22 protein-coding genes and 2 riboswitches are annotated in these 25228 nt (G+C 61.3%); of the genes, 16 read left to right on the top strand and 6 right to left on the bottom strand.

Going from position 1 to position 25228, the window contains the following annotated elements; all coding sequences use genetic code 11:
- Positions 1-15: 15 nt before the first annotated feature.
- Positions 16-1419 (top strand): LLM class flavin-dependent oxidoreductase, encoded by a 1404-nt coding sequence (locus CIK76_RS09350; protein WP_096285694.1) that lies wholly within the window; start codon positions 16-18, stop codon positions 1417-1419.
- Between the two features lie 81 nt (positions 1420-1500).
- Here the strand turns inward: CIK76_RS09350 and ggt are convergent, their stop codons facing one another.
- Positions 1501-3324: a gamma-glutamyltransferase gene (gene ggt / locus CIK76_RS09345; RefSeq protein WP_096285692.1), complete on the bottom strand. Its 1824-nt coding sequence runs from the start codon at positions 3322-3324 to the stop codon at positions 1501-1503.
- A 249-nt stretch (positions 3325-3573) separates the two neighbouring features.
- Here ggt and CIK76_RS09340 point away from each other — a divergent pair, with 249 nt between their 5' ends.
- The 14 genes from CIK76_RS09340 (at position 3574) to CIK76_RS09275 (ending at position 18506) form a co-directional block, all read left to right on the top strand.
- Positions 3574-4089: an ASCH domain-containing protein gene (locus CIK76_RS09340; RefSeq protein WP_096285690.1), complete on the top strand. Its 516-nt coding sequence runs from the start codon at positions 3574-3576 to the stop codon at positions 4087-4089.
- Positions 4090-4365: 276 nt separating this feature from the next.
- Positions 4366-4455, top strand: a riboswitch (SAM riboswitch).
- 146 nt (positions 4456-4601) lie between these two features.
- Positions 4602-5636, top strand: coding sequence for a methionine ABC transporter ATP-binding protein (locus CIK76_RS09335; protein WP_096285688.1), 1035 nt, complete (start codon positions 4602-4604; stop codon positions 5634-5636).
- Positions 5633-6328 (top strand): methionine ABC transporter permease, encoded by a 696-nt coding sequence (locus CIK76_RS09330; RefSeq protein ID WP_096285686.1) that lies wholly within the window; start codon positions 5633-5635, stop codon positions 6326-6328. Before CIK76_RS09335 ends, CIK76_RS09330 begins: the two co-directional genes overlap by 4 nt.
- Before the next feature lie 25 nt (positions 6329-6353).
- Positions 6354-7265: a MetQ/NlpA family ABC transporter substrate-binding protein gene (locus CIK76_RS09325; RefSeq protein ID WP_096285684.1), complete on the top strand. Its 912-nt coding sequence runs from the start codon at positions 6354-6356 to the stop codon at positions 7263-7265.
- A gap of 316 nt (positions 7266-7581) precedes the next feature.
- A riboswitch (SAM riboswitch) is annotated at positions 7582-7672 on the top strand.
- Between the two features lie 122 nt (positions 7673-7794).
- Complete coding sequence (locus tag CIK76_RS09320; protein WP_096285682.1) at positions 7795-9435, top strand: ABC transporter substrate-binding protein; 1641 nt, start codon at positions 7795-7797, stop codon at positions 9433-9435.
- A gap of 11 nt (positions 9436-9446) precedes the next feature.
- Positions 9447-10403 carry an ABC transporter permease gene (locus CIK76_RS09315; protein WP_096285679.1) on the top strand — a complete coding sequence of 319 codons (957 nt, stop codon included), beginning with the start codon at positions 9447-9449 and terminating at the stop codon, positions 10401-10403.
- 15 nt (positions 10404-10418) lie between these two features.
- Complete coding sequence (locus CIK76_RS09310) at positions 10419-11309, top strand: ABC transporter permease (RefSeq protein ID WP_096285677.1); 891 nt, start codon at positions 10419-10421, stop codon at positions 11307-11309.
- A gap of 38 nt (positions 11310-11347) precedes the next feature.
- Positions 11348-12970: an ABC transporter ATP-binding protein gene (locus tag CIK76_RS09305; protein ID WP_096285675.1), complete on the top strand. Its 1623-nt coding sequence runs from the start codon at positions 11348-11350 to the stop codon at positions 12968-12970.
- A gap of 50 nt (positions 12971-13020) precedes the next feature.
- Complete coding sequence (locus CIK76_RS09300; protein ID WP_096285673.1) at positions 13021-14244, top strand: acyl-CoA dehydrogenase family protein; 1224 nt, start codon at positions 13021-13023, stop codon at positions 14242-14244.
- A 1-nt stretch (position 14245) separates the two neighbouring features.
- Positions 14246-15658, top strand: a complete 1413-nt coding sequence (locus CIK76_RS09295; RefSeq protein ID WP_096285671.1) for an NtaA/DmoA family FMN-dependent monooxygenase — start codon at positions 14246-14248, stop codon at positions 15656-15658.
- A 78-nt stretch (positions 15659-15736) separates the two neighbouring features.
- The gene (locus CIK76_RS09290) at positions 15737-16153 is read left to right on the top strand and encodes a CoA-binding protein (protein ID WP_096285669.1); all 417 of its coding nucleotides are present in this window, start codon (positions 15737-15739) and stop codon (positions 16151-16153) included.
- 86 nt (positions 16154-16239) lie between these two features.
- Positions 16240-16656: an MmcQ/YjbR family DNA-binding protein gene (locus CIK76_RS09285; RefSeq protein WP_096285667.1), complete on the top strand. Its 417-nt coding sequence runs from the start codon at positions 16240-16242 to the stop codon at positions 16654-16656.
- Between the two features lie 5 nt (positions 16657-16661).
- Complete coding sequence (locus CIK76_RS09280; protein ID WP_176484151.1) at positions 16662-16985, top strand: putative quinol monooxygenase; 324 nt, start codon at positions 16662-16664, stop codon at positions 16983-16985.
- A gap of 159 nt (positions 16986-17144) precedes the next feature.
- A complete protein-coding gene (locus tag CIK76_RS09275; RefSeq protein ID WP_096285663.1) occupies positions 17145-18506 on the top strand; it encodes an FAD-dependent oxidoreductase in 1362 nt (453 codons plus the stop codon).
- 70 nt (positions 18507-18576) lie between these two features.
- Here CIK76_RS09275 and CIK76_RS09270 read toward each other — a convergent pair whose 3' ends face one another.
- A complete protein-coding gene (locus tag CIK76_RS09270) occupies positions 18577-20835 on the bottom strand; it encodes a 5'-nucleotidase C-terminal domain-containing protein (protein WP_096285661.1) in 2259 nt (752 codons plus the stop codon).
- A gap of 192 nt (positions 20836-21027) precedes the next feature.
- Here CIK76_RS09270 and CIK76_RS09265 point away from each other — a divergent pair, with 192 nt between their 5' ends.
- Positions 21028-21384, top strand: coding sequence for a zinc ribbon domain-containing protein YjdM (locus CIK76_RS09265; RefSeq protein WP_096285659.1), 357 nt, complete (start codon positions 21028-21030; stop codon positions 21382-21384).
- Positions 21385-21388: 4 nt separating this feature from the next.
- Here CIK76_RS09265 and CIK76_RS09260 read toward each other — a convergent pair whose 3' ends face one another.
- From CIK76_RS09260 to CIK76_RS09240, 4 genes are all read right to left on the bottom strand, one after another.
- Positions 21389-21595 (bottom strand): hypothetical protein, encoded by a 207-nt coding sequence (locus CIK76_RS09260; RefSeq protein ID WP_096285657.1) that lies wholly within the window; start codon positions 21593-21595, stop codon positions 21389-21391.
- A gap of 169 nt (positions 21596-21764) precedes the next feature.
- The gene (locus CIK76_RS09255) at positions 21765-22472 is read right to left on the bottom strand and encodes an HNH endonuclease family protein (RefSeq protein ID WP_096285655.1); all 708 of its coding nucleotides are present in this window, start codon (positions 22470-22472) and stop codon (positions 21765-21767) included.
- 1124 nt (positions 22473-23596) lie between these two features.
- Complete coding sequence (locus CIK76_RS09245) at positions 23597-23797, bottom strand: hypothetical protein (RefSeq protein WP_096285651.1); 201 nt, start codon at positions 23795-23797, stop codon at positions 23597-23599.
- 72 nt (positions 23798-23869) lie between these two features.
- Positions 23870-24970 (bottom strand): siderophore-interacting protein, encoded by a 1101-nt coding sequence (locus CIK76_RS09240; protein ID WP_141393519.1) that lies wholly within the window; start codon positions 24968-24970, stop codon positions 23870-23872.
- Positions 24971-25228 lie beyond the last annotated feature (258 nt).

Genomic DNA, 25228 nt, shown 5'->3' with positions numbered 1-25228 from the left:
GATAGGGGCACACCAATGAGCGAGAACAAGCGCGAAATCCTTTTTAACGCCTTTGATATGAACTGCGTAGTGCACCAGTCGCCGGGCCTCTGGCGCCACCCGGATGACAAGGCGTCGACCTACAACACCCTGGGCTACTGGACCCACCTGGCCAAGGTGCTGGAAAAGGGCAAATTCGACGGGCTGTTCCTCGCCGACGTGCTGGGCACCTACGACGTCTACAAGGGCACCAACGAAACTCCGCTGCGCAGCGGTGCACAGGCGCCGGTCAACGACCCGATGATGCTCGTCTCCGCGATGGCCGCGGTCACCGAGAACCTCGGCTTCGGCGTCACCGCGGGTACCGCCTATGAGCACCCTTATGCCTTCGCGCGCCGCCTGGCCACCCTGGACCACCTGACCAATGGCCGCGTGGGCTGGAATGTGGTCACCGGCTACCTGCCGTCGGCCGCCCGAAACATGGGCCAAGAAGACCAGATGGAGCACGACGAGCGCTACAACCACGCCGATGAGTACCTCGAAGTGGTCTACAAGCTGCTCGAAGGCTCGTGGGAAGAGGACGCGGTGCAGAACAACAAGGAATCCGGCGTCTACACCGACCATTCCAAGGTGCACCCGATCAATCACGAGGGCAAGTACTTCAAGGTTCCAGGCATCGCCATCACCGAGCCAAGCACGCAGCGCACCCCGGTGATCTACCAGGCCGGCGCCTCCAAGCGCGGCACCGAATTCGCCGCGTCGAACGCCGAAGCGATCTTCGTGAATTGCCCAACGCGAGATTTGCTCAAAGAAGCGGTCGCCAAAATCCGCGACGCTGCCGAAGCCGCAGGCCGTGGCCGCCACGACATCAAGATCTTCGCCATGCAGACCATCATCACCGCCGAAACTTCGGAACTTGCCCAGGCAAAGTTCGAGGACTACAGCTCCTACGTGGATATCGACGGCGCGCTGGCATTGCTTTCGGGTTGGACCGGCATCGACATGTCCGCTTACGGACCGGATGACGTGATTGGCGACGACGTGAAGTCCAACGCCATCCAGTCCTCGGTGGAAACCTTCAAGAAGGCCAGCGGTGATACCGGCAAGCCATGGACCATCCGCCAGCTGGCCGAATGGATCGGCGTGGGCGGATTCGGTCCGGTCTCCGTCGGTTCCGGTGCCGAGGTTGCCGAGAAGCTCATCGATTGGGTTGAATACACCGACGTAGATGGCTTCAACCTGGCCTATGCTGTCACCCCAGGTACCTTCGAGGACGTCGTCGAGTACGTGGTTCCCGAGCTTCAGGCACGCGGGGTCTACAAGACCGAATACACCGAGGGCTCGCTGCGCCACAAGCTCTTCGGTGAAGGTGACCGGGTGAAGGACACCCACCGTGCCGCCCAGTACAAGATCTCCAACCGATTGGCCACCAAGGCCTAAATCCTTGAAGATCAAGCGCTAGCAAAGCCAGCGAGTCCCCGCGAAATGTTGAATTCCGCGGGGACTCGCTGGCTTTAACGGCTATTTGGCCGGGTTCACCACCATGGCCGAACCGCCTCCGCGGCGGGTTGGCTCGGCCGCCGCGATCAAGGTCCCGTCTGCGGCGATTTCCACCGCCTCAACCGCACCGATCTCAGCCTGCGGGGTGAAGGAATCACCGGCGGCGGTGAGCTTGTGCCCGAAAGCCTCAAGCGCCGGCCCATAGGCCTCGATGAATTCGGGCTCCGCCGTCACCGCCGCGGTATTGCGCTGCGAGGCGCGCGGGGCCGCGATGGCTTCGCTCAGATCCATGCCCAGGTCAATGCGGTTCACCAGGGTCTGCAGCACCGTGGTGATGATGGTGGAGCCGCCGGGGGAGCCGATGGCGAGCATCGGTTCGCCATCGCGCAGCACGATCGTGGGCGCCATCGAGGAGCGCGGACGCTTGCCCGGCTCGATCCGGTTCGGGTCGGCGGGATCGTACACCGTGGAGAAATCGGTCAGCTCGTTGTTCAGCAGGAAGCCGCGCTCGGGCACCACGATGCCCGAACCTCCGGTCTGCTCGATGGTCAGGGTGTAGGAGACGACATTGCCCCAGCGGTCCACCACCGAAAGGTGGGTGGTGGAGATATTCTCGGTATCCTGCTCAACCACCGGCTCGCTGGTTGCCGCAGGGCACACTCCGTCATAGCCCTCGATATCGCCCGGAGCCACCGGCTTCTCCGCGGCCTGTTCGGGGTTTACCGCGCACGCCCGGTCGACGCCGAAGAGCTTGTCGGTCAGGATTTCGGTGGGAACATCCACAAAGGCCGGGTCGCCGACAAACTTGCCACGGTCGGCGTAGGCCAGGGCTGTCGCCTCGAAGTAGTGGTGAAGCGCGGTGGGCCGCTCCATGCCGGCGAGGTCGAACTCGCCGAGAATATTCAGCGATTCACCGATGGTGGTTCCTCCGCTGGAGGATGGCGCCATGCCGAAAACATCGAGGCCGCGGTAGCTGACCTGGGTTGGCTGCTGCTCCACGACCTCGTATTCCGCGAGATCGGTGGTGCTCACATAGCCAGCCGGAACCGGGAGTTCGATGTCCGCGGACGTGGGCGGAGCCTGCACCGTCTGGGATATTTCTTCGGCCATTTCGCCCTGGTAGAACGCCGAGGGGCCCTGCTTCGCCAGCAACCGGTAGGTCTGGGCAAGATCCGGGTTCTTGAAGATGCTGCCAACGTGCGGCGCATCGCCATCGGGCAGGAATAGCTCGCTGGTGGAGCCGAAGGTCGCGAAGCGTTCCTTGTTATCCAGGGTCTGTTCGCGGAATGTTTCATCGACAACGAAGCCGCGTGAAGCTACCTGGGTGGCTGGGTGCAGAACTTTCTTCAGGCTTTGGGAACCCCAATTGTCCAGCGCGCGCTGCCAGGTGGCCAGGGTGCCGGGCACGCCGACCGCCACGCCGCTGGTCACCAGTTCGGGAGTGAAGTTGTAGGGCTCGCCGGTTTCCGGATCGATGAAGGCATCTTGGGGCATTGCTGCCGGTGCGGTCTCCCGGCCGTCGATGGTGCTGATTTTTCCGGTTTTCGCGTCGTAGTACATGAAGTAGCCGCCGCCGCCGATGCCCGCGCTATAAGGCTCGGTCACGCCCAGCGCGGCCGCCGTTGCGACCGCCGCATCAACCGCGTTGCCGCCTTTGCGCAGGATCTCGATTCCGGCGGCGGTCGCTTCCGGGTCTACGGAGGAGACTGCGCCGCCGCTGCCTTTGGCCGTAGGCGTTTTGTCGGTCGCCCTGGGATCGGCGCTGGCCGGAAGGGCGGTGAAAGTTCCCAGTCCCAGCGCCAGTGCCGCGGCGCTGGCGATAGCTCTCGTACTTGCTCGTGACATACTTTGATCTCCTGAAAAGGTGGGGATGAAGCAAGCGCCAATTTACGGGAGAAGCACCTGAGACTTAGGCTGTGACACGCGTCACCGCGCATGCTTGTCGCTCATTACGCTCAGGTGAAGACTTCACTAGCGTCGGATTCACCGCCGTCGCCTCAAGGGCTTCGGAGGGCATGCCGCCACCGCGGCAGCCAGCGATCCGGCCACCGAATACAGCAGCTTCGGTGGCCGGACTGCGTTTAGGCTAGGAGAATGAGCAATGAACCTACCTCCGAGCTGCCCCCGGTAGATCTCGCCGCCGCCGCGCAAATGTGGGCTGACTACCGAAACAGCTGTGCCACCGATCCGGGCGACTACGTGGTGGAATACTTCGGAGACAGCGCTGAGCTCGCCGAGGCACTGCTGCATCAGGTAACCCACGGGCAGAAACGTGCCACCTCAAGCCTTGAAAACGAGTACCTTGCCGAGAACGAACCGCTTCCGCGGGTCGGTTCGCACTGGATCGCCTGCGACGGCTCCGGGACACCGAAAATTATCCTGCGTACCAGCGAGGTGACGCTGAAATCATTCGACCAGGTGGATGCAGATTTTGCCTTTGCCGAGGGCGAGGATGACCGTAGTCTGGCCAGCTGGCGCCGGGAACACGAAAAGTTCTGGAAACGGACGCAGCAGGCAGATTTCGCCAAGCAGTGGGAACCGGCAATGACCGGCGTGCCCGGTGAGCGGATCGTGTGCGAACGCTTCGAAGTGGTCTGGCCGCGCAGCTAGCTTCCAGGCACCTAATTCATCTCCACCTTTCGGTTCTGGAAGCTTGCTTTGCGTTCAGGCCCAGGGGCGTCCTCGCACCCGCCGAGTTCTCCTGAGTCAAGATGCGAATTCAGCGTCGTCACGTGGCGACATATGACGGGTGAGTCGCGCATTTATGGCCGGTTTTCCGCCGATCTGCGCACCGAGGTCGACTTCATGACGCGTATATAACGTCATGGTTGTTCACGAAGCGGGCACGGGCACAGACTGAAACTGTTCGATTCACCTATCGAATGGTAACCATCCAGAGCGACCGAGAGACCTGGCTCAACGACGTCGCAGCAACCACCCTCACGGGGCCGGTGCTACAGCCAGGACCGATGGAGCAGTCTGAAACACCGGCTTTGTTCCCGAGATTCAGAGCCTGGCGAAAGCCAGCGGCATCCTGAATCCGTGGATCGTCGCTGTTTGAGACTCTGCGCGGTGCCAGCACCAAGGAGAACAAATGCAAACGACGTTATCTGGACGATCACATGATTGAGATTCGCCAGCTGCATAAGCACTACGAAACGGCCCAGGGCCGTGTGGAGGTCCTCAAGGGGATCGACCTGGACGTTCAATCGGGGACAATCACCGCGGTGGTTGGGCCCTCAGGCGCCGGGAAGTCCACCTTGTCCCATTGCATCTCGCTGTTGGAAAAGCCCAGCAGCGGTCAGATCCTGGTAGAAGGCAAGGACTTGTCGGTGCTCTCTGGCAAAGAACTATGCGCCGAACGTCGTGCCATCGGCACGATCTTCCAGAACTCGGCCCTTTTGCGCCGCATGACGGTAGCCGAAAACGTTGCGTTGCCGCTGCGAAACCTGGGAGTAGTCCACCACGAGATGGAAAACCGGGTCGCCGAACTCCTGAATCGCGTAGGTCTGGCGGATTGGGCAAATTCGTACCCCGGAGAACTTTCCGGTGGCCAACGCCAACGCGTGGGCATTGCCCGAGCGCTGGCGCTGCGTCCGCGTCTGCTGCTCTCCGATGAAGCAACCTCGGGGCTCGACCCGGAATCCACCACGCAGGTGCTGGAACTGCTTGATTCCCTGCGCACCGACTTGGGCTTGGCGATTATCTTGATCACCCACGAGATGGATGTGGTGCGCCATATCGCCGACCGCGTCGCGCAACTCGATGGCGGTCGAATCGCCGAGTACGGCGAACTTCGAGGCCTGGTAGCGGATCCGGGATCGGTGACCGGTTCAAAGCTTCTGCCATTGCGCCCCGATCTGGTGCCCGCCGGCTACGACTTCACGCTGACCGTGGCCTACCAGGCGGCAAATGTGGACCCAGCCTGGATATCCCGGCTGGGAACCGAACATGGCGCGCGGGTCGCGCTGCTCGGTGGCTCCGTGGAAGCACACCACGAGGGAACGCTGGGCCGCGTTGAAATCGGTCTCGCGGGCATTGCCGCAGAACGAGCTATTGCCGTCTTGGCTGGATGGGGATTGCGCGCCACGCCACGATCCCAGCAGCTCCTCGCGAGTGTGGCCGACCGCGCGGAACGCATCGAGGTGGCGGTATGAGAATCCCAACCGAAAGCGCAGCGGTCGGTACCGACACCCCATGGAACGAACTGCCCGCCCTGATGCTTCCTGCCTATGGACAGACCTGGGCAATGGTCGGCATCGTGATGGTCTTGGTGATCATTTTTGGCGGCATCATGGGTTTGGCGCTGTTCAACACCGACCGGCAGGGTCTCTTTCCGCACGACAAGAGCCATGCGGCACTGAGCTGGTTCGTCAACATGGGACGCTCATTGCCGTTCCTGGTCTTGATGGCGGCGATTATTCCATTCACCAAATGGGTGACCGGAACCACCATCGGCATTTGGGCAGCAGTGGTGCCGATGACCATTGCGGGCATTCCCTTCTTCGCGCGGCTCGTGCAGAACGCGCTCAATGATCTGCCTAAGGAGAACCTGGCCGTCGGGCTGGTGACCGGTGGATCGCCGCTGCAGATCATCGGGGCAACCCAGATCCGTGAGGCGCTGCCCGCCCTGGCCTCCGCCGTCACGCTGAACACCATCTCGATGGTCGAGTATTCGGCCATCGCGGGAACCATCGGGGCCGGCGGCATCGGCTATCTGGCGGTCACCTACGGCTATCAGCGGTTCGACATGAATGTCATGCTTGCCACGATCCTTGCGCTCATTCTGACCGTGCAAGCAGTCCAATTCCTCGGCGATCGCATCGCCCGCGCGCTGGCCCGCCCCTAAGCGCCCTAGAACAAACGAGAAGAACATGACGACTTCACCCAAAGGCCATGACCATGGCTTCACTCTGCGTAAAAACACCGCGAAACTGCCTTGGACCATCGCGGCATGCGCGACCATTGTGGCGCTCGTCCTTGGCGCGTTGCTGGTTCAGCAAAAGTCCGCTCCAGCGCTCGCGTCCACCGAGCCCGGCAAAACGAATTTCAAGGTCCATTTTGAACCGGCAATGGCCGGGGAAGAGAAGATCCTGAAATTCGTGGCCGAGACCATCGCGCCGGATTATGGAATCGAGATAGAACCCATTGGGCTTCAGGATCCAATCCAGGCGAACCGCGCCGTGGCCGAAGGGCAGTTCGACGCGACCATCTTTGAACATGAGTGGTACATGCGGCAATCGGCAGAAGCCGCCGGCGTGGAATTGACGCCAACCGTTGAACTGTACCAATGGGGCTTCGGTCTGTATTCCACCCGCTACGAATCGGTCGAGGTTCTCCCCGAGGGGTCGACGCTGCTCCTGCCTAACGACGTCGCCAACCAGGGGCAAGCGCTCTGGCTCCTGGAGCGCGAGGGACTGCTCGGCCTGAACCCCGACATCGAACCGCGTACCGCGAAGATGGCCGACGTGGTTGACAACCCGCGCGGCTTCGAGCTGAAGGAAGCAGACCTCCTCGCCATGCCGCGCATGCTAGACGATGTGGATGCAGCCATCGGATACGTGTCGCAGTTCGATGCCGGAAAGGTCGGCCGCGACAAGGGAATCCTGTTCCCGGAACCGCCTAGAACCTTCGCCTCCAAGCTGATCTTCGGCACCGAGTTCTCCAAAACTGCCGATGCAGCCAAGCTAATCGAGGTGTTCTCCGATCCAAGACTGCAGGAATACCTGAAGAACACCGAGGATCCGTTGGTCCAAGGAGTGCTGACTCCGGTATCCGCCGAGTAGGGCCGCTCACTGGAACTATGCGAACGGCCAGCCTGAACCAGAGAGGTTCGGGCTGGCCGTTCGCTTTTATCCCGAATGTTTCGTTGGCGAGCGAGCAAATCCACCCTTGATCACGCGGGGCCGGGGATACTGCTGTCAAGGAAATCTTTTCAGCAGCGTCACGAACTGACTTATGACGATTAGTGACCGGCTTCAGGGCCTGTATTAGTCCCAAAGTGTGTATTGGGATGACTTCGTGACGCGCATATAACGTCATGGTTGGTCACACCGCACCTGCGCGCGCAGACTTAAATTGTTCGGCAAAGACACCGAATGATAACCATCCAGAGCGACCGAGAGACCTGGCTCGTTGACGTTGCAGCAACCATCCCGGCAGGGAGCGGTGCTAAGGCCAGGACCGATGGAGATTGCTAGATTTCGCAACGGTCCGCACAGGGGAGAAGTCTGCCTTCTTCCCGCCCCGCAATACCGCGGCAGGATCGGGATTTCGGCGTAATCCTCGGGAACTTACCGAGAGGAACACCAGAAAATGCGCAACACACCACTGAGCCTGAAGGCCGCGGCACTACTCGCAGTTCTAGGTCTTGCGCTGACCGCCTGCGGCGGCAACAGCGCATCCACCGCGGGGAGCTCCGAGCCGGCAGCTTCCGCGGAAGCAGGCACGCCGGTAACGGGCGGAACCTTCACCTTTGCCGAGGTAACCCCGATCAACAACTGGCAGACCCAGGCCGCTCGCTTCTACGAGAAGGCGAATGTGCTGAACTCGGTGCTGGACCGGTTGACCTATTTTGATACCGAGTCCGGCAAGCTCGTAGGCTGGATCGCCTCCGAGTTCACCGCCAATGAGGCACAGACCGAATTCACCTTCACCATTCGTGATGGCGTCACCTTCTCGGACGGCACGGCCCTGGATGCCGAAGCAGTCAAGGAAAATCTGGACGCGCTGGGCTTAGGCGTGAAATCCGCGCAGATTCAACCGAACGTCGACTTTTCAGCCTACAAGGGCTCCGCGGTCGTCGGCGAGGACCAGGTCAAGGTGACCTTGAAACGCCCGGATGCGAATTTCCTGCGCTCCACCTCCTCGGTGACCGCCGGGCTGGTATCCCCGGGCACCCTGGAACTGGACAATGCAGGGCAAACCGCAATATCGCAGATCGTCGGTTCCGGACCGTTCGTCTTCGAATCCGAAAAGCCAGATGAAGAGGTCGTCTTCACCAGCCGCGATGACTACGCCTGGGCCCCGGAAACCGCAGCAAACCAGGGCGACGCGTACCTTGAAAAGCTGGTCGTCAAGTACCTGCCAGAAGTTGCCCACCGGGCCGGCGCGGCGCAGTCCGGCCAGGTCGATTTGGTCCGCGGACTGCAGCCCGTTGACGAAGAGGTGCTCAGCGCCGGAGGCGGGCAGATCTTCGCCGCCCAGGGCGTGGACCTGACGACCAACCATGCCGCGATTCGAATCGGTTCGGGCAAGCTGGCCGAGACCAAGGTGCGCCAGGCGTTGCAGGCGGGAATCGACCGCCAGGCGCTGAAGGACACGGTCCTCTCGGACAGCTACGTGCTCGCAGGTTCGATCCTCAACCACCAGGCACCGGGCTTCGTGGACCTGTCTGCCGAGCTCGGCTATGACCCGGAGAAGTCCAAGGCCTTGCTTGAAGAAGCCGGCTGGAGCGTTGGCGCGGACGGGATCCGTGAGAAGGACGGCAAGAAGCTTGAAATCACGGTGGCCAGCTCGAATAACTCCGTGGTCATCAAGCCAGCCTTCGAGCTGATCGAACAGCAATGGCGGGAGATCGGAGTGCAGCTGGTCAACCGTGCTGCGGACAATTCATTTTTGACCAAAGCCATGGTCGATGACCAGATCGAATTCTTCGGAACCCGCCAGTTCGCCTACGGCGGCCTGGGGCCGGTCTACGCGCCGGCGACAAATAACCAGACGTTGAACGCCGACAAGGAACTGAACGAATTGTTCACCCGCGAGCAGGCGGCGACCACCGAAGAAGAGCATCTGAAGCTCGTCGGCGAGGAGCAGCGCGCGCTGGTACTGGACAAGGCACTGACCCTCGTGTTGTGGGACGAAGTGCAGGTGTACGGCGCCAACAAGGACGCGCACATCGACTTCACCTCCGGCACCGCACCAATCTTCCAGGGCGCCTGGAAGAGCAACGGCTAAAGGAACTCATCATGGGTGGATACATCGCTCAACGCATCGGTCAGGCACTGCTGGTGATCCTGCTGGCCTACACCGCGGTCTTCCTCGCGGTGCAGGCCCTGCCGAACGACCCGGTCACGATCTTCCTCTCGGCCGACTCGTCTGCGGATCCGGCAACGATCGCGCAGATGAAGGCCTACTACGGCTATGACCAGCCGCTGATCGTGCAGTACTTCACCCAGCTCGGTGCGCTGCTGACCGGGGACCTGGGCTATTCCCTGTCCTCCGGCTCGGCGGTGTCCACCCGTATCGGCGAGGTCATCGGCTCCACGCTGGTGCTCGCCGGGAGCGCCTTCGCCCTGGCGCTGGTGCTGGCGGTCGCGCTGACCGCCGCCGCCAGCCTGTCGCGCCGCACCCGGGTCCGCAACGCCCTGCTGAATCTGCCACCGCTGATGATTTCCATCCCGGTGTTTTGGCTCGGACTGGTGCTGCTTCAGGTGCTCGCGGTGCAGCTCGGGGTGATGTCGCTGTTCCCGGACGGCTCGTTCCTCTCGCTGGCGGTGCCGATCCTCGTTCTGGCCATCCACCTCAGCGCACCCATCGCCCAGGTGCTGATCAAGAGCGTGCACGAGGTGAACACTCAGCCCTTCGTCGACGTCTTGCGGGCCAAGGGCGCCAGCGAGGCGTGGATCTTCTACCGGCACACGCTGAAAAACGCCGCACCGGCGGCGCTATCCATTGCCGGGATCACCATCGGCACGCTGCTCGCCGGTTCCGTCATCACCGAGACGGTTTTTGCCCGCGCCGGCCTGGGCCAGCTGGTGCTGCAGGCGGTCACGGTGCAGGACATCCCGCTGGTGCAGGGACTGGTGCTGCTCACCGCCGCCGCCTTCACCGCGGTAAATCTGCTCGTCGACCTGATCCACCCGAAGCTTGATCCACGCATCATCACCTCCCACGCCGGTTCGCCTCGCGCGCTGGCGGCCTAGGGAAAGGAACCGATCATGAGTCTTTTGACCGAACGAGGCAACCCGGCCGTGGAGCTGGCCCCTGGCAGCGCGCTCCAACCGGAGCATGGCGCCACGCCCAGAACCACGCTGCTTGGCTGGTTGCGGAACTGGTGGGTGCTCCTCCCGCTGGCGCTCCTGCTCGCCTGGGCGGTATTGCCGGGGCTGTTCACCGGACAGGACCCGCTCACCGGGGTGCCGCAGCAGAAGCTCGCGGAACCGTCGCTGGCTCATCCCTTCGGAACCGACCACCTGGGGCGCGACGTCTATGCCCGGGTGGTCCACGGCACCAGCCAGACGCTGATGACCGCCGGGCTGGCCTGCCTGATCGGCAGCGTGGTGGGCAGCCTGCTGGGTCTGCTCGCCGCCACCGCCGGCCGTTTCGCCGACTCGGTCGCGATGCGCTTCGTCGACGTGGTGCTGGCGGTGCCGGCCTTCCTGATCGCGCTGATCCTGGTCACCGCGACCGAACCCGGTCCATTCTCGCTGGGGCTCGGCGTGGGCATCGCCTCGATCGCGGCCTTCGCACGGCTTGTCCGCACCGAGGTGCTGCGCGTACGTTCGCGCGACTTCGTGCAGGCGGCGCTGATGAGCGGTGGCGGCTACCTCACCGTGCTGCGCCGCCATATCATCCCGCATGTGATCGGCCCGGTGCTCGCCCTCTTGGCGGTCGACCTGGGGGCGGCGATCCTGGCGATCTCCGGGCTTGGTTTCCTGGGGTTCGGCTCGCCGCCGCCAACACCCGAATGGGGGCTGCTGATCTCCGAAGGCCGCCAATACCTCACCGTCGCCTGGTGGCTGACCACCCTGCCGGGGCTGGTGATCGTCGCGGCAGTGATGCTCACCGCCGTGCTCGGCCGCGCAATCAACAAGGCATTCCGCTTCTAACCGGCACCGGGTACCAAAATTTGTGAAGGGATCAGATTATGACTACCAAGAACACCGGCACCAACCCGGTCGTGCGCATCGAGGATCTTTCGGTGCGGTACGCCCAAGGCACCCTCGCCGCGCAGGGGATCAACCTCGAAATCCCGGCCGGGCAGATCGTGGCAATCGTTGGCGAATCGGGTTCGGGGAAATCGACGCTGACCAAGGCGCTGATCGGGCTGCTTCCCCAGGACGCCAGCACCACCGGCAGCATCCGCTTTGGCGGCACCGAAGTCACCGCGCTGAGCTTGCGTCAATGGCGCGATATCCGGGGCGCCGGTATCGGGCTGGTCCCGCAGGACCCGGGCGCCTCGCTTGACCCGGTGAAGACCATCGGCTCGCAGCTCATCGAGGTGTTCCGCCTGCACCCGACCCGTTCGGTGCCCAAGAACCGGTGGCGTGAAAAAGCCATCGAACTGCTCGGCAGCGTCGGGATCGACCGGGCGGAGCAACGCCTGAGCCAGTACCCGCACGAGCTATCCGGCGGGCTGAAGCAACGCGTGCTGATCGCCATCGCCTTCGCGCTGAATCCGCAGCTGCTGATCGCCGACGAGCCAACCAGCGCACTGGATGTCACCGTGCAGCGCACGGTGCTTGAAGTCTTCGTGTCCCTGGCCCGGCAGAAGGGGACCACCGTCCTGTTCGTCACCCACGACCTCGCCGTAGCTACCGACATTGCCGACCGGGTGCTGGTGATGAACGGTGGCGAGGTGCTCGAAGACCGTTCGGTCCGCGAGCTGATTGCCAGCAGCACCAATGACTACACCAAGGCCCTGCTCGATCAGGCGTACGCCACCAACCAGCGCCGAGACACGGCCGAAATCAGCGACGTGGCGATTCGCGTGACGGACCTCGGCAAGGAGTTCGGCCAGGGCTCCAAGGCACATCAGGCGGTCCAGCAGGTCAGCTTCGAGGTGGCTCGCGGCACAACCTTCTCGCTGGTTGGAGAGTCGGGATCAGGAAAGTCGACGACTGCCAAAATCATCATGGGGCTGCTTGGCGCAAGCCAGGGCAGCGTCGAGGTGAACGGCCAGGACATCAGCTCAATCGGCGGCAAGCAGCGCTATGCGTTGTGGCGCGAGGCGCAACTGGTTTACCAGAACCCCGACTCGGCTCTGGACCCCCGCCAATCGGTCCGTTCGGTCATCCAAGAGCCGATGCGCAACTACAAGCTTGGCGATGCCGCCTGGCGCGAAGCACGCACGAGCGAGCTGATGGCGCAGGTGAATCTCGCCCCGGAACTGGCCGGCAAGCGCTCGCCGGAACTTTCCGGGGGCCAGCGCCAACGCGTGGCCATCGCCCGCGCCCTGGCCAGCGGCGCGAAGATCCTGGTCCTCGACGAAGCATTGAGCGCGCTCGATGTGCTCACCCAGGAACAAATCCTCAACTTGCTCGATCGGCTCCAGACCGAACAGCAATTGACCTACCTGTTCATCTCCCATGACCTGCACGTGGTCGAACGGATCAGCCACCGGGTGGGCGTGATGCGCCGCGGCGAACTGGTGGAAACCGGAACCGTCGAGCAGGTGTTCTCCAACCCCCGCCATGAATACACGCGCACCCTGCTCGCGGCGAATCCCGGCGCGGTGCTGCGCGAATTCGAGCACCTGCGCAGCGCCTGAACGGCAGAATCATCCCAGACAGATTTCCAGTGAAAAGGAATGAGAAGCACATGAGCATTGACCTCAGCCAAACCCTGAGCCCCGAAGCCACCTACCAGCGCCTGGCTGAGCGTTTCGCTCCGGTCTTCGCCCGCGTGGGCGAAGGCGCTACGCAGCGCGAGCAGCAGCGGATCCTGCCCTTCGAGCAGGTGCAGTGGCTCAAGGACGCCGGCTTCACCACGTTGCGTGTGCCGCGCAGCCACGGCGGGGAACCGGTCAGCCACGAGCATCTTTTCCGGCTGCTGATCGAATTGGCCTCCGCGGATTCGAACGTCGCCCACCTGCTGCGCAGCCACTTTTCCTTTGTCGAAACCATCGCGCTGCAGCCCCAAGAATTCCAGGACCGCTGGTTCCCCCGCGTGCTCGCCGGCCAGATCTTCGGCAATGCGGCCACCGAACGAGGCGGCAATGCGCTGGGAACCACCAACACCCGTTTGAGCCAGAGAGCTGGAGGCTGGGTGCTCAACGGCGAAAAGTACTACACCACCGGCTCGATCTTCGCCGATTGGGTGGTCGTGATGGCCTCCACCGACGGAGTCGAAGGGCGCCAGTACGCGATCGTTGACCGCCACGGCGAAGGGGTGGAGATCCTTGACGATTGGGATGGCTTCGGCCAGCCGCTGACCGGTACCGGAACCGGCATTTTCACCGATGTTCCCGTTGATGAGGCAAATATCCTGCAACGCAAGGTCGCCTCCACGCTGGAGCCCGCGTTCTTCCAGCTTTGCCTGCTCGCGGTACTCGTCGGCATCGGCAAGGCAGCCCGCGACGAGGCCGCCCGCATCGTGGAAACTCGCACCCGGACCTTCAACACCGGCTCCGGAGAATTGTTCCGCAACGATCCGCAGATTCAGGAACTGGTGGGCCGGCTTGCGGCGAACGTATACGCCGCGGAAGCTATTGTGGTCACCGCGGCCCGCGAACTGGATGCCGCCCACGACCCGGCGCTGAACCTGGATGACGAAGCCGCCTTCCTGCGCGCGGAGATCGCGGTGCAGCAGGCACACGTCGTCACGCCCAAGCTGGTGCTTGATGCGACGAGCGAACTGTTCGACGTCACCGGCGCCTCGGCGGTGTCCACCAGCAAGTCGCTGGACCGCTACTGGCGCAACGCACGCACCGTCGCCACGCACAATCCGGTGGCATTCAAGGCCCGCTCGGTAGGCGACTACTTCATCAATGGCACGATTCCGACCGGCCTGAACTCAATCGGCGAAGCCAAGGGAGCAAAGTAAAATGGGTACCTTCGAAACACGGCCACGCTTCATCCTCTCGGCATTCCTGATGAATACTTCTAGCCATATCCTCGGCGGAATGTGGCGTCATCCGGAAGCGCAGCAGGACCGGTTCCATGAGCTGGGGCTTTGGGTGGATCTGGCCAAGAAGCTCGAAGATGCGAAATTCGACAACCTGTTCTTCGCCGACGTGGCCGGACTGTACGCAGATCACGAGGGCGGTTGGGCCTCCCTGGCACGCAAGGGAATGCAAATCCCGAGCCACGACCCGCTGGTGCTGCTTTCGGCGCTAGCCGCCAGCACCAAGGAGATCGGGCTGGCGATGACCAGTTCGGTCGTCCAGTCCCACCCATTCCAATTCGCACGCCAGATCTCCACGCTGGACCATCTCTCCCAAGGACGCGTGGCATGGAATATCGTGACCAGCGTGCTGGAGAACTCGCACCGCAATTTCGGCGCGAAGAACCTCATGGCCCACGATGACCGTTATGGGTGGGCCGAGGAATACGTCGATGCCGCCTACAAGCTCTGGGAAGGCTCATGGGAAGACGATGCGCTGAAGGCCGACAAGGAATCCGGAATTTACGCCGATCCGGCGCGCATTAACAAGATCAATCACCGCGGCGAGATCTATTCGATCGATGGCCCGCATCAGGCGATTCCCAGCGCCCAGCGCACACCATTCCTCTTCCAGGCGGGTTCCTCGCCTCGTGGAAGCCAGTTCGCAGCCACCCATGCGGAGGCGACGTTCCTCTTCGCCCCGCATCCGGCGTATGTGGCCAAAAAGGTCGCCTCGTTGACGCAGAACCTCAACGCCGCGGGCCGAAGCCGCGAGGATCTGAAGGTCTTTGCAGGTCTTTCCTTCGTGGTCGGTTCCACCGAGGCGGAGGCCAAAGCGCTGGAAGCCGAATACGACCAGTACCTTGATCCGCATGCGATCATCGCTCACATCGGTGGCGGCATCGGCGTGGATTTGGGCGGGTTGGATTTGGACACCCCTCTTGGCGAGGTGAAAACCGAGGGCGCCCAAGGAGTCCTGGAAGCCGCACTGGCTTCCACCCCGGGCCGCAACCCGACGCTGCGCGACCTCGCGCACTACCGGGCCAAAGCCCAGCAGATTGTGGGAACCCCGGAACAGATCACCGACAAGCTGCTCGAATGGCAGGATGCGGGGATCGACGGGCTGAATGTCATCAACCACATTTTGCCGGGCTCCTATGACAACTTCATCGAGGGGCTGCTTCCCGAGCTGCAGCGTCGCGGATTAGCGCAGACCGAATATGCTCCGGGCAGCCTGCGTGCGAAGGTTTTTGGACGCGGAGACAAGCTTCCGGAGAACCACCCCGCGGCGCAGTACCGTGGCGCCTTCGGAGAGTTCTCCGCGACGAACACCGAAACGGCGCTCCAGCATTAGAACGCAAACCGTTTAGGCCGCCGGGGCAGGCTGTGCACCGGCGGTCTTTACGTATCCATTCCCTGTAGGGTGACGAGCATGGACGAAAACCAGGTTAATGATCCCGAGCTCATCCGCCGGTTATTGACGACTCCGGCACGCTGGGCGGTGGTGGGTTTGAGCGCCAACCCGCATCGCGTGGCGCCGTCGATTGCCTGGTACCTGCGCGACGAGTTGGGCATGGAGATCGTTCCGGTGTCCTTGCGCGCAGAGAATGCGCTCGGCGAACAAGGCTATGCCAAGCTCGCCGATATCCCAGGAAAGATCGATGTGGTGAACTGCTTTGTGAACTCGCATAAGGTGGGTGACGTTGTCGACCAGGCGATCAGCGTTGGAGCGTCAGCCATCTGGATGCAATTGGGCGTCAGAGACGACGCGGCTGCTCAACGGGCCAAGGATGCCGGCCTGGAAGTTGTCATGGATACCTGCCCGAAAATTGAGTATCCGCTGCTCTGAAAAGTAGACCTCGCCAAAGTCCGGCCGGGAAAACTTGGGTACCGTGGCAGGCAGCAACCCAGAGCCGTAAATGAAGGGGCAGATCGATGGCCGAAGCTTCGATTGAAGAAATCCACGAACGGTGGCGCGCCCTCTGCCTGGAGCTGCCCGGGGCATTTGAGGACCACCCTTTTGGTGAAGACAGCACCGTGTTCAAGGTTGCCGGCCGCGACCGCGCAAAAGCCAAGATGTTCGGGCTACTCATGGTGCACCGAGGCGAGGTGCTGCTGAACCTCAAATGCGAACCCGCGATCGCAGACCAGCTGCGCAGCGAATATGACGAGATCATTCCCGGATATCACATGAGCAAAAAACACTGGAATTCGGTGCGTCCGGGGTTGGAGCCGCAGCACCTGCGGGAACTTGTTGAGGACTCCTACGACCTGGTGATCGAAGGCATGCCGAGGCGTGACCGAGAATTCATCCGCATGCAAACAAAAATTGCGCACGAATCGCTAGACTGACTTACATGTACTTCATCGTCGTTAAATATCAGGTAAAGCCGGAATTTTCCGAAAGCTTCATGTCCCACGTTGCACAGTTCACTCAGGCTACCCGTGCCGAGGAAGGCAACATGTGGTTCGACTGGTCGCGAAGTGTCGAGGACGCGAACCAATACGTTCTCGTCGAGGCCTTCCGCGATGACGAAGCCGCAGCGGCTCACGTTAACTCGGAGCACTTCGCAGCCGGGCTTGAGTCGATGCGTCCATTGCTCGTTGAGACCCCAAAGATCATCTCGCGCAAGATCGAAGGCGAAGACTGGGACGAAATGGGCGAGCTCCAGATCGGCTAGCCTTGCAGGCAGCGAAGCGGCGCGGCGCGTAGTTGGAAGAAGATCCAACTACGGGCCGCGCCTTTCCTATTCCCCGAGTCCATAGGTTGCTTTGGAGCTACGCACGGAGAAGACTCGGAGTGGAAGCAGAAAACCAATTGTGAGGATGTGGTTGTGGCTATGGAACTTGATGTCATTGTCATTGGCTGGGGCAAGGGCGGCAAAACTCTCGCCGGAACGCTAGCCCGCGCAGGACAACGGGTGGCTATCGTTGAGCAGTCGACGTCGATGTATGGCGGCACCTGCATCAACATTGGATGCGTCCCAACGAAGACCTTGATCCATGACGCGGAACAGCATCGTGGCAATAGGGCAGATGCCCACTACTTCTACAAGTCGGTCGAACGCCGCGACGAACTCACCGCGAAGATGCGCCAAAAGAACTTCTCGATGCTGAACGATCTGGACTCCGTTCTGGTGCTCACGGGCAGGGCCAGTTTCACCGGCCCGCACAGCATCAAGGTGGAAGGCGGCGAGGAGGTACTAGAGCTCAGCGCCCCGAGGATCGTCATCAACACCGGGGCGCTTCCTTCCGTTCCGCCTATCAGCGGCGCAGAAATTGGCGGGCGAATCCACGATTCAACGACCCTGCAACATGCGGAATTCCCGGCCAAGCTTCTTGTGGTGGGCGGTGGTTACGTGGGGCTGGAATTCGCTTCCATGTTTGCGCAATTCGGTGTGGAGGTGACCGTACTGGATCGCGGAGCGCGGCCATTGAAGCGCGAAGACGAAGACGTTGCCGCCGAGGTAGCCTCGGCTCTATCTGATGCCGGAGTGAACATCCTCGATTCCGCCAGTGTCACCTCGATGCGTCAGGATGCCGCAAGTGTCACGGTGACCTATCAACGTGACGGACGGCAGCGGAGCATCGAAGCCGACGCGGTGCTCCTGGCACTTGGACGAACACCCGCCACCCAGGGGCTGAACTTGGCAACGACCAACGTTCGTCTGGGCGAAAGGGGCGAGATCATGGTTGATAAGCACTTGGCCACCAGCTCGGAGGGGATCTACGCATTGGGCGATGTCATCGGAGGACCGCAGTTCACCTACACCTCTTTAGATGACCAGCGGATCCTCAAAGACCAGTTCTTGGGGGAGGGTGTACGGAACCTCGAAGACCGGGTGGCGGTGCCAACCACCATGTTCAGCACCCCGCCCCTGGCCCGGGTAGGTCTCAGCGAAGACCAGGGACGTGCCCAAGGACTGGACATTAAGGTGGCAGTGAAAAAAGTTGCCGATATCGCGGCGATGCCACGGCCGAAAATTGTGCAGGATCCGCGAGGCATCATCAAATTTGTGGTGGATCGAAACAGCGACCAGATACTTGGTGCGGCGCTGATGCACGTAGACGCACAGGAAGTCATCAACCTGGTGGCGCTAGCCATGCGCTCCGGGATCACCGCCAGCACGCTGCGGGACTCGATTTTCACCCACCCGTCTTCGACCGAGGCCCTGAACGAGGTATTAGCAGAGTTTGACTAGTGCGTAGTTCCTGAAAGGCCAACGGCACCCCGGATGGATTCCGGGGTGCCGTTGGCCTGTGCGCTCCTGCTTAGTGGGTGTTCTTCTTGCGGCTGCGAATCACCAGCAAGATGATTCCGGCGACCAGCACCACCCCTGCGGCGATGCCGATCCAGCTAGTGGCGAACCCGGTGTCCGCCAGAGAGTCCTTGTCGCGAGGCTGCTCGCTAGGCGACTGCTTGGTGTCCTCGGAAGGCGTTGCGCTTGGCGACTGCGACGGACTTTGCGATGGCTCCTCGCTTGGGCTCTGCGAAGGTTCCTGGCTAGGTTCCTCGGTCGGTTCGGCGCTCGGAGTCGGCTCCGCGGCCGACTCGATTACGGTGAAGTCCACCGAGATGTCCTCGCGCTGCACCTGGGAGAGAACCAGCGAGTTTGCCCCTAGCTTGGCATCGGCTGGAACGGCAAGCTCGAAGGAGGTCTTGCCTTCCGCATCCGCGGCAGGGATATCATCTACTACCAATTCGCCGTCGAAGGCGGTGGCTGTTACTTCTCCCCCTTCTTCGAGGCCCATCACGGAGACCTGAGCGCCTTCACCGGGAACGATCTCGGAAGGCGAAATCTCCACGCTGGCCCAGTCGGTACCCGACAAGGTGGCGCGGCCCAGTGGTGCTGGGGAAACTACGTCGTGGGATTTGAAGTAGTTCACGGTTGCGTCCAGATCAATTTGGCCGCTGTCCGTGTGGCCGGTGCCTTCGGCAAAGGCGGCGAAGTTATCGCCACCGGTTGCGAGGAATGCGTTGGCCGCGACCGTGAAGGATGCGCTCTCATCAAGTGGCTCACCGTTGAAGGTGATGTCCTTGATATGCTCGCCGGCAGCGGCAGCGGCAGCTGCAGCTGCATCTTCAACGTAGGTGTATTCCAATCCCTCGGAGATGCCCAGATGCAGTTTGGTACGTTCCGAGCCTTCCGGCTGCCATTGCTGCTCCAAGGCCTCACGGATCTGCTCTCCGGTCATCTCGAAGGTGATCAACGTATTGGCAAAGGGCTGGACGTCGGCGGCGGCCTTGTAGGTCACCGTGCCATCTTGGCCGTAGAGCAGATCGGCGCGCAGGCCGCCTGGGTTCATGAAGGCGATCTCCGCCGGCTCTCCGGCGAAGTTCTCGTTCGAGGTGGCCCACAGGTGGATGTCTGCCACGGTGTTTCCCAGTGTCGACTCGATACCGCGGTCGGATCCCGGTTCTTCGCCGCCGCGCAGGATGTCCTCGGAAATCTGGCCGACCTTCACGCTGCCGACTTCTTCCGACTTGTCTACTGCTTCATCGACAATGGCCTGGACCTCGGCATTTGCCTCGAAGTTTGGCGACCAATCGCCATTGGCGTCTTCAGTTGCCAGCGGGACGAGTTCGGTTGCACTCTCAACGACGTCACCGGTGGTGGCGTCGAGCTCTAGGGAAACCTTGCCCAAGGTGGTGCCGTACTGATGCGACTGGATGACCGATCGGCCCGCAATATCGCAGTTATAGGCCTGATGCGTGTGGCCGGAGAAGATCGCATCGATCTCCGGGCTGGCATCGCGGATGAGCGTGCCGTAGTCGCTGTCCTCGTCGGCGATAACCTCGCAGGTATCGTTCTCCGAGCCGTTGTGAGTCAGTAGGACCAGAGTGTCGGCTTCGCCGTTGGCCTCGTCGCCATCGGAAAGCTGGGCCGCGACTCGATTGGCCGCTTCCAATTCACTTCCGAAGTCAAGGGAGGAGATACCGTTCGGGCTGACCAGCGAAGGGACATCGGCGGTGACGGTGCCGATGATTCCAACGCGCAGCCCGTCCACCTCGCGGATCGCGTATTCACGCAAGGCGGGATTCTTGGTCCCCTTGTCATAGACGTTGGCGCCAAGCGCGAAGTCGGCGCCATCCGCACCGGATTGCTGCCCGTAGCGTTCGATGACGCGGTCGCTGAGGTCCTCGTATCCGCCGTCGAATTCATGATTGCCCACCGCTGCGGCGTCCAACCCGCCGGCGACAAGCGAATCGATGGTCGGTTCATCTTCTTGAGAAGCGGAGGCGAAGGTTGAAGCTCCGATGTTATCCCCGGCCGAGACGAACAAGGTGTTCGGGTTCGCTGCGCGTTGGGCATCGACGGCGCCGGCCAAGACCGCGGCGCCTGCCGAATCCCGGTCGGCTGCGATACGGCCATGGAAATCGTTGATCCCGATAAGGTCGAGACTGACATTTTCGCCAGCAGCGGGTGCTTCCGTCGCGGTTGCCTGAGCGGCAATTGCGCCCGAGGTGAGCAGGGACAATGCGGCTAGCGAAGCTAGTCCAGTGTTCCTTATCTGCTTGAATGCAGACATAGATCCTCCTAGTAGTGTGCGAGTGACATGCATCATGTCTATCGCATGCAGGTGAACCTGTCGATGACTTCTCGTGAAATTTGTCCATCTATATGGAAATTACGCCGTTTCCGGTGCGGGCGGTGCCTGCCGGTTCGCCGCTTGACCCTCCAGGGTGCGGGCGCCGATCACCAGCATTGATAAGCTATTTTCATGAGTGAAACCTTGCCGCCGTGCCCCGAATGCTCTAGCGAATACACCTATGCCATGGACTCGCTACTTGTCTGCCCCGAATGCGCGCACGAATGGAATGCGCACATTGCTGGGGAGGGGGGCAACAATGCCGCAGGCGCCGAAATAAAGGATGCCGTGGGCAATGTCTTGCAGGATGGCGACTCGGTGACCATTGTGAAGACCATGAAAGTTAAGGGAGCGCAGGCTGCGCTGAAGTCTGGAACCAAGGTGCGTAATATCAGGCTGACTCCGGGCAGCGGTGACCATGATATCTTCGCCAAGGTCGATGGCTTCGGTCCCATGGAACTGAAGTCTTCCATCGTAAAGAAAGCCTAGTTCGCTAGACCTTTCGGCGGCGCGGATCGCCGGCGGTTACTTCGGATCTATCCAGCGTGCTGGTCACCAGAATCATTGCCGAGACAATGAACATCAGCGATGAGGTCACCCAGCAGGCGGTCGCGATCTCGCGTTGCTGGACGTCCAGGGCGAGCATGAAGACGCAGACGCTGGCGGCTAGAAGTATCGAGCCGAGCAGTCGTGCCTTCATGGTGCACCAGTTTCTGTTGATTCGTGTTCGTCGCGCCATGAGCTATTCCCAAAACGCTGGACTAATACAATTCTGCCACAGGTTCACCGATTTGAATATAAAACTTTTGGTGCAATTACGGCCTATTGCCCTCATCCTTTTGTATGATGGCGAGGCGATTGCCTGAGTTTTACAGGCATGACCTGAGGATTTTGGCAATGGAAGTGTGCTCAGCCGGGGTCATCCACGCGCCATATTTTGCCTTCACCTGAGTTTGGCGTGAAACGTAAGCACAGCGGAAGCTCTTGTTTGGTGGAAGCCAGGTAGCTGCATCCTTGTCACCTTTGGAGGCATTTGCCGACCCATCCGAGGCAAGAAGGTTCAACGGGTCATTGGCGAATTCGAGCCGAGTCTGTGCGTCCCATTTCTGTGCGCCCTTTTGCCACGCATCAGACAACGCGACTACGTGATCAATCTGGACTTCGGAGCTGGTTCCTTGCCCGCGCCGGAACTCAATGGTTTCTCCCGTATACGGATCATGGAAGATGCCGCTGAGCACCACGCAGTCGACCCGTGCCGGCTTGAAGGCAACATCTTCCAGATCGCGGGCCAAGATATCGTTTCGTGCATCGCAGCCGTTGCGGTCCGGGTCCTTCCAGCCTTTGCCGAATAGATCCCGTGCATATCCGGTTTTCGGCGCTCGCCCCTTGCGATCGATCTGTTCAAGCAGCGTGAGGGATTTGGCGAACTCTTCTTTGTCGCCCAGTGTGGTTGCCGTCTGGGCAGCAGGCTCGGAGACCAAGTCTGAAAGCTCAAATGATCCCAGCGACGCGCAAGCACCCACGGCAAGGGTGGCGGCTACCAGCGTGATGGAAATAATTCGTCGCGATAAGCGCATGCCCGGGGAGTTCTCCTGCTTCGGTATTGATTAGGTGGATTTGTCCTCCACCGGTAGAACTCTATTCGTTGCTACCGACAAGTCGAGGGGTTCACCTGCGTGTTCATTTGTGAGATGTTTCGAGCCGCGATCTAGAGGGAGTAATTAGTAGAGAACTCCTGATCTGACACACCTTGTCTTGAATCGTTCAGACCCACGGTCATTCGAATGCTTCACTGCATTGGAATTTGGACAGGTGGGCGTTGGCGAACGAAACGTCTCTGCCTCGATCGGCAATTCGGTTCTGCCGTTGAGCTCCACATCAGACTTCCGAGTTGGAGAAACGGATCGCCCTTGATTAGCGCAGCGAGAGGCCCGAATTGCAGGTCACGGTCCGGAACTTCGCCCGATAGCTAGTTGGCGGGTGCAGTTTCCACGTTCTTGTTCCCCCGCCAGCAATTCCTTGGTCCATTGCACGAGATCATGGTTCAACGGTGAATTTTCTCCGACGAGCCCCAGATGATCCAGCCCGTCATATTCGCGTTAGAGCAGATCGCTTCCGGCTGCGCACGCGTCGAATAGTCGAGAGCTGGTGGACAGCGCGGCGGGTACGTCTTTGCCGAAGAAGCGCAACTGTGAGATGTGCTCGACAGCGGAGCGGGCCGATGAGTTCTGTTGCGCGGCGATCTCCAACTCGGGGTAGATCTTCTCCCAGGCGGAGGCAATATGGCTGGTGACGATCTTTCCCTAAGCCTCGTCCTTGAATCCTGTCGCAAGTCGAGTCAGGTCCGTTGCCGGAGCCATTCCGGCAGTATCGAGTACCTCCAGTTCAGGAGCATATCTCTCGGCACGAGCCGCACCGAAAAGGGCCGCATGACCGCCTGTGCATCGCTGGAATAGAGCCATGCGGTGGCGGCGCCGGTGGCAAGCAGAAGCACGAGGCAGCCGGCGGGAGCAAAGGTGAGCCCCGTCTGTCCCAGCAGGGAAGCCACCGAGGAGTCTTGGGAAGCCGGTGTTCAAAAGTTTCGCAAAGACGGTGCAGTCCCAGGAGAACTAGCCACCCGCAAAAGCTGCGCCGAGTACCCAAAGCGATGGCCGGGGCCAGATGATGACCAGAACCGAACCAAATAATCCAACCAGCACGGTCAGTGCGCCACGCACCGGCTGCTTACCTGCCACGCGGCCGGTAGGCGCATTAGGTCGGTGAGAATCGACCCCGAGCACAGCAAGAGGACGATGAGCGATACGGAAGTTGCCGAGTCGGTTATCAGCGCAAGCCCGATAACGACCAATAGCAACCCGCCGATGGCGCTGAGCAGTCGCCGGGCGCGGGGGAGCCGAGCCATCGATTGATCCTCGCTTCGCTTCGAAAAGATACCGCTCCCTACGGTGACGTCCAGTGACCTGCGGCGCTAACGCTAGCGCCGCAGCGTCCAGTACGAAGAAACGTGGACGTACTTCTTATTCAGGCCCCATTGGGCGGTGATATTCGAGATGGCTTTCGCGGTGGATCGTTCGGCGTGCGCCATCACGCTTGTCCCGGGGTTGGGTTGACCCAGCGCAAGAAGCGCCGGAGGGAGCAGATCGCTGGTTCCGGGGCGTAGGCCGTCTCGGTGCAGCCAGCGCAGTTCGATCCCGGCGGGATGCTCGATTTCAAACTCGCTCGCGGCCCCGGCCACTTCCAGCAGCGCAATTCCTTGCGCATCCGCACGCAGCATACTCAAAGCCACGGAAACGGCCGGAATTCCCGCCTCGTCGGCTGCGAACAGATAATTCCCGGCCTTCGAGCTCGGCGTGAATTTGCCACGTGGGTCCGAGATTACCAGTGGGTCTCCCGGCAGTACCTTGGCGGCCCACGAACTGCCATAACCACGGTCTCCATGCACCACGAAGTCAATGGCCAGCTCTTCTGCCGACCGGTCGACCCAGCGGATGGTGTAGGAACGTGAGCGTGGAACCTGCTCGCGGGGCAGCCGGTGGCGCAATGCCTTCAAATCGTAGGGGGCGGTGAGCCCCAGTTCGCGATCGGCAAAGTACACCTTGACGTACTGATCCGCCTTGCCGTTCGGGCGGAATCCGGCAAGTCGATCGGCTCCGGCGATCACCCGGATCATTTCCGAACTCAAATGCTTCACGCGTTTAACCGTCAACACGTGTTGGCCCATGCCGTGGCTGAGAGGAGTTGGCTCGGTGAGTTCGGGGCGGGGCGTCTTATGCTCGGAGTTCTCGCCGGGATATATGTCCTGCCTCCCGTGAACGCTCTTGCCTAACACGCGTCGTGCCGCGGCCAATGCTGCCGCAGCTCCGGCGCGTTCGGCGGCCTGGAGCAGTTCGTCGGTCTGTTGCTCGGAAAGCTCGAGCCCTTCATGCTGCGCGTTCTTCAGTTCCTTCTTGGCTATCTTGTAGCCGAGTTTGCCGCCTGCCCTTTCGGCATGATTGACCGCCTGCAGGATGAAATGCTCAGGTGCGGACACGACCAGTTGTGGAGTGTGCTTGCTGTATCTGTGATGCTTTGACACGACCTGTGCTCCCGACTCTTGCGTCCACTGGAAATGTTCTTGATCCGAGTGTGCGCTGTCTGGAGGGAGCAAACAAGCCCCACAGGGAAGGCAAGGCAAGGTTCCGCAACGACTCCCAGCGGTCCTGTCTTTCGAATGCGCCAATTTCGCTCAAGGATGACGGACTTCAAAGGGGCAAAAATTCTTAGCCCCGCTCAAGGCATTTCCTGAGACTTAGCCGAAAGCTATCTGGAATAGGTAGCCAGATGAAGAGCGCCT

The sequence above is a fragment of the Glutamicibacter sp. BW80 genome, assembly GCF_002332385.1.
Lineage (GTDB): Bacteria > Actinomycetota > Actinomycetes > Actinomycetales > Micrococcaceae > Glutamicibacter.
This window is presented reverse-complemented; position numbering and strand designations above follow the sequence as displayed.

Bases quoted from the DNA above. Each gene is read 5' to 3' on its own strand.
- CIK76_RS09350 (WP_096285694.1), top strand. From the start codon at position 16: ATGAGCGAGAACAAGCGCGAAATCCTTTTTAACGCCTTTGATATGAAC.
- ggt (WP_096285692.1), bottom strand. From the start codon at position 3,324: ATGTCACGAGCAAGTACGAGAGCTATCGCCAGCGCCGCGGCACTGGCG.
- CIK76_RS09340 (WP_096285690.1), top strand. From the start codon at position 3,574: ATGAGCAATGAACCTACCTCCGAGCTGCCCCCGGTAGATCTCGCCGCC.
- CIK76_RS09335 (WP_096285688.1), top strand. From the start codon at position 4,602: ATGATTGAGATTCGCCAGCTGCATAAGCACTACGAAACGGCCCAGGGC.
- CIK76_RS09330 (WP_096285686.1), top strand. From the start codon at position 5,633: ATGAGAATCCCAACCGAAAGCGCAGCGGTCGGTACCGACACCCCATGG.
- CIK76_RS09325 (WP_096285684.1), top strand. From the start codon at position 6,354: ATGACGACTTCACCCAAAGGCCATGACCATGGCTTCACTCTGCGTAAA.
- CIK76_RS09320 (WP_096285682.1), top strand. From the start codon at position 7,795: ATGCGCAACACACCACTGAGCCTGAAGGCCGCGGCACTACTCGCAGTT.
- CIK76_RS09315 (WP_096285679.1), top strand. From the start codon at position 9,447: ATGGGTGGATACATCGCTCAACGCATCGGTCAGGCACTGCTGGTGATC.
- CIK76_RS09310 (WP_096285677.1), top strand. From the start codon at position 10,419: ATGAGTCTTTTGACCGAACGAGGCAACCCGGCCGTGGAGCTGGCCCCT.
- CIK76_RS09305 (WP_096285675.1), top strand. From the start codon at position 11,348: ATGACTACCAAGAACACCGGCACCAACCCGGTCGTGCGCATCGAGGAT.
- CIK76_RS09300 (WP_096285673.1), top strand. From the start codon at position 13,021: ATGAGCATTGACCTCAGCCAAACCCTGAGCCCCGAAGCCACCTACCAG.
- CIK76_RS09295 (WP_096285671.1), top strand. From the start codon at position 14,246: ATGGGTACCTTCGAAACACGGCCACGCTTCATCCTCTCGGCATTCCTG.
- CIK76_RS09290 (WP_096285669.1), top strand. From the start codon at position 15,737: ATGGACGAAAACCAGGTTAATGATCCCGAGCTCATCCGCCGGTTATTG.
- CIK76_RS09285 (WP_096285667.1), top strand. From the start codon at position 16,240: ATGGCCGAAGCTTCGATTGAAGAAATCCACGAACGGTGGCGCGCCCTC.
- CIK76_RS09280 (WP_176484151.1), top strand. From the start codon at position 16,662: ATGTACTTCATCGTCGTTAAATATCAGGTAAAGCCGGAATTTTCCGAA.
- CIK76_RS09275 (WP_096285663.1), top strand. From the start codon at position 17,145: ATGGAACTTGATGTCATTGTCATTGGCTGGGGCAAGGGCGGCAAAACT.
- CIK76_RS09270 (WP_096285661.1), bottom strand. From the start codon at position 20,835: ATGTCTGCATTCAAGCAGATAAGGAACACTGGACTAGCTTCGCTAGCC.
- CIK76_RS09265 (WP_096285659.1), top strand. From the start codon at position 21,028: ATGAGTGAAACCTTGCCGCCGTGCCCCGAATGCTCTAGCGAATACACC.
- CIK76_RS09260 (WP_096285657.1), bottom strand. From the start codon at position 21,595: ATGAAGGCACGACTGCTCGGCTCGATACTTCTAGCCGCCAGCGTCTGC.
- CIK76_RS09255 (WP_096285655.1), bottom strand. From the start codon at position 22,472: ATGCGCTTATCGCGACGAATTATTTCCATCACGCTGGTAGCCGCCACC.
- CIK76_RS09245 (WP_096285651.1), bottom strand. From the start codon at position 23,797: ATGGCTCGGCTCCCCCGCGCCCGGCGACTGCTCAGCGCCATCGGCGGG.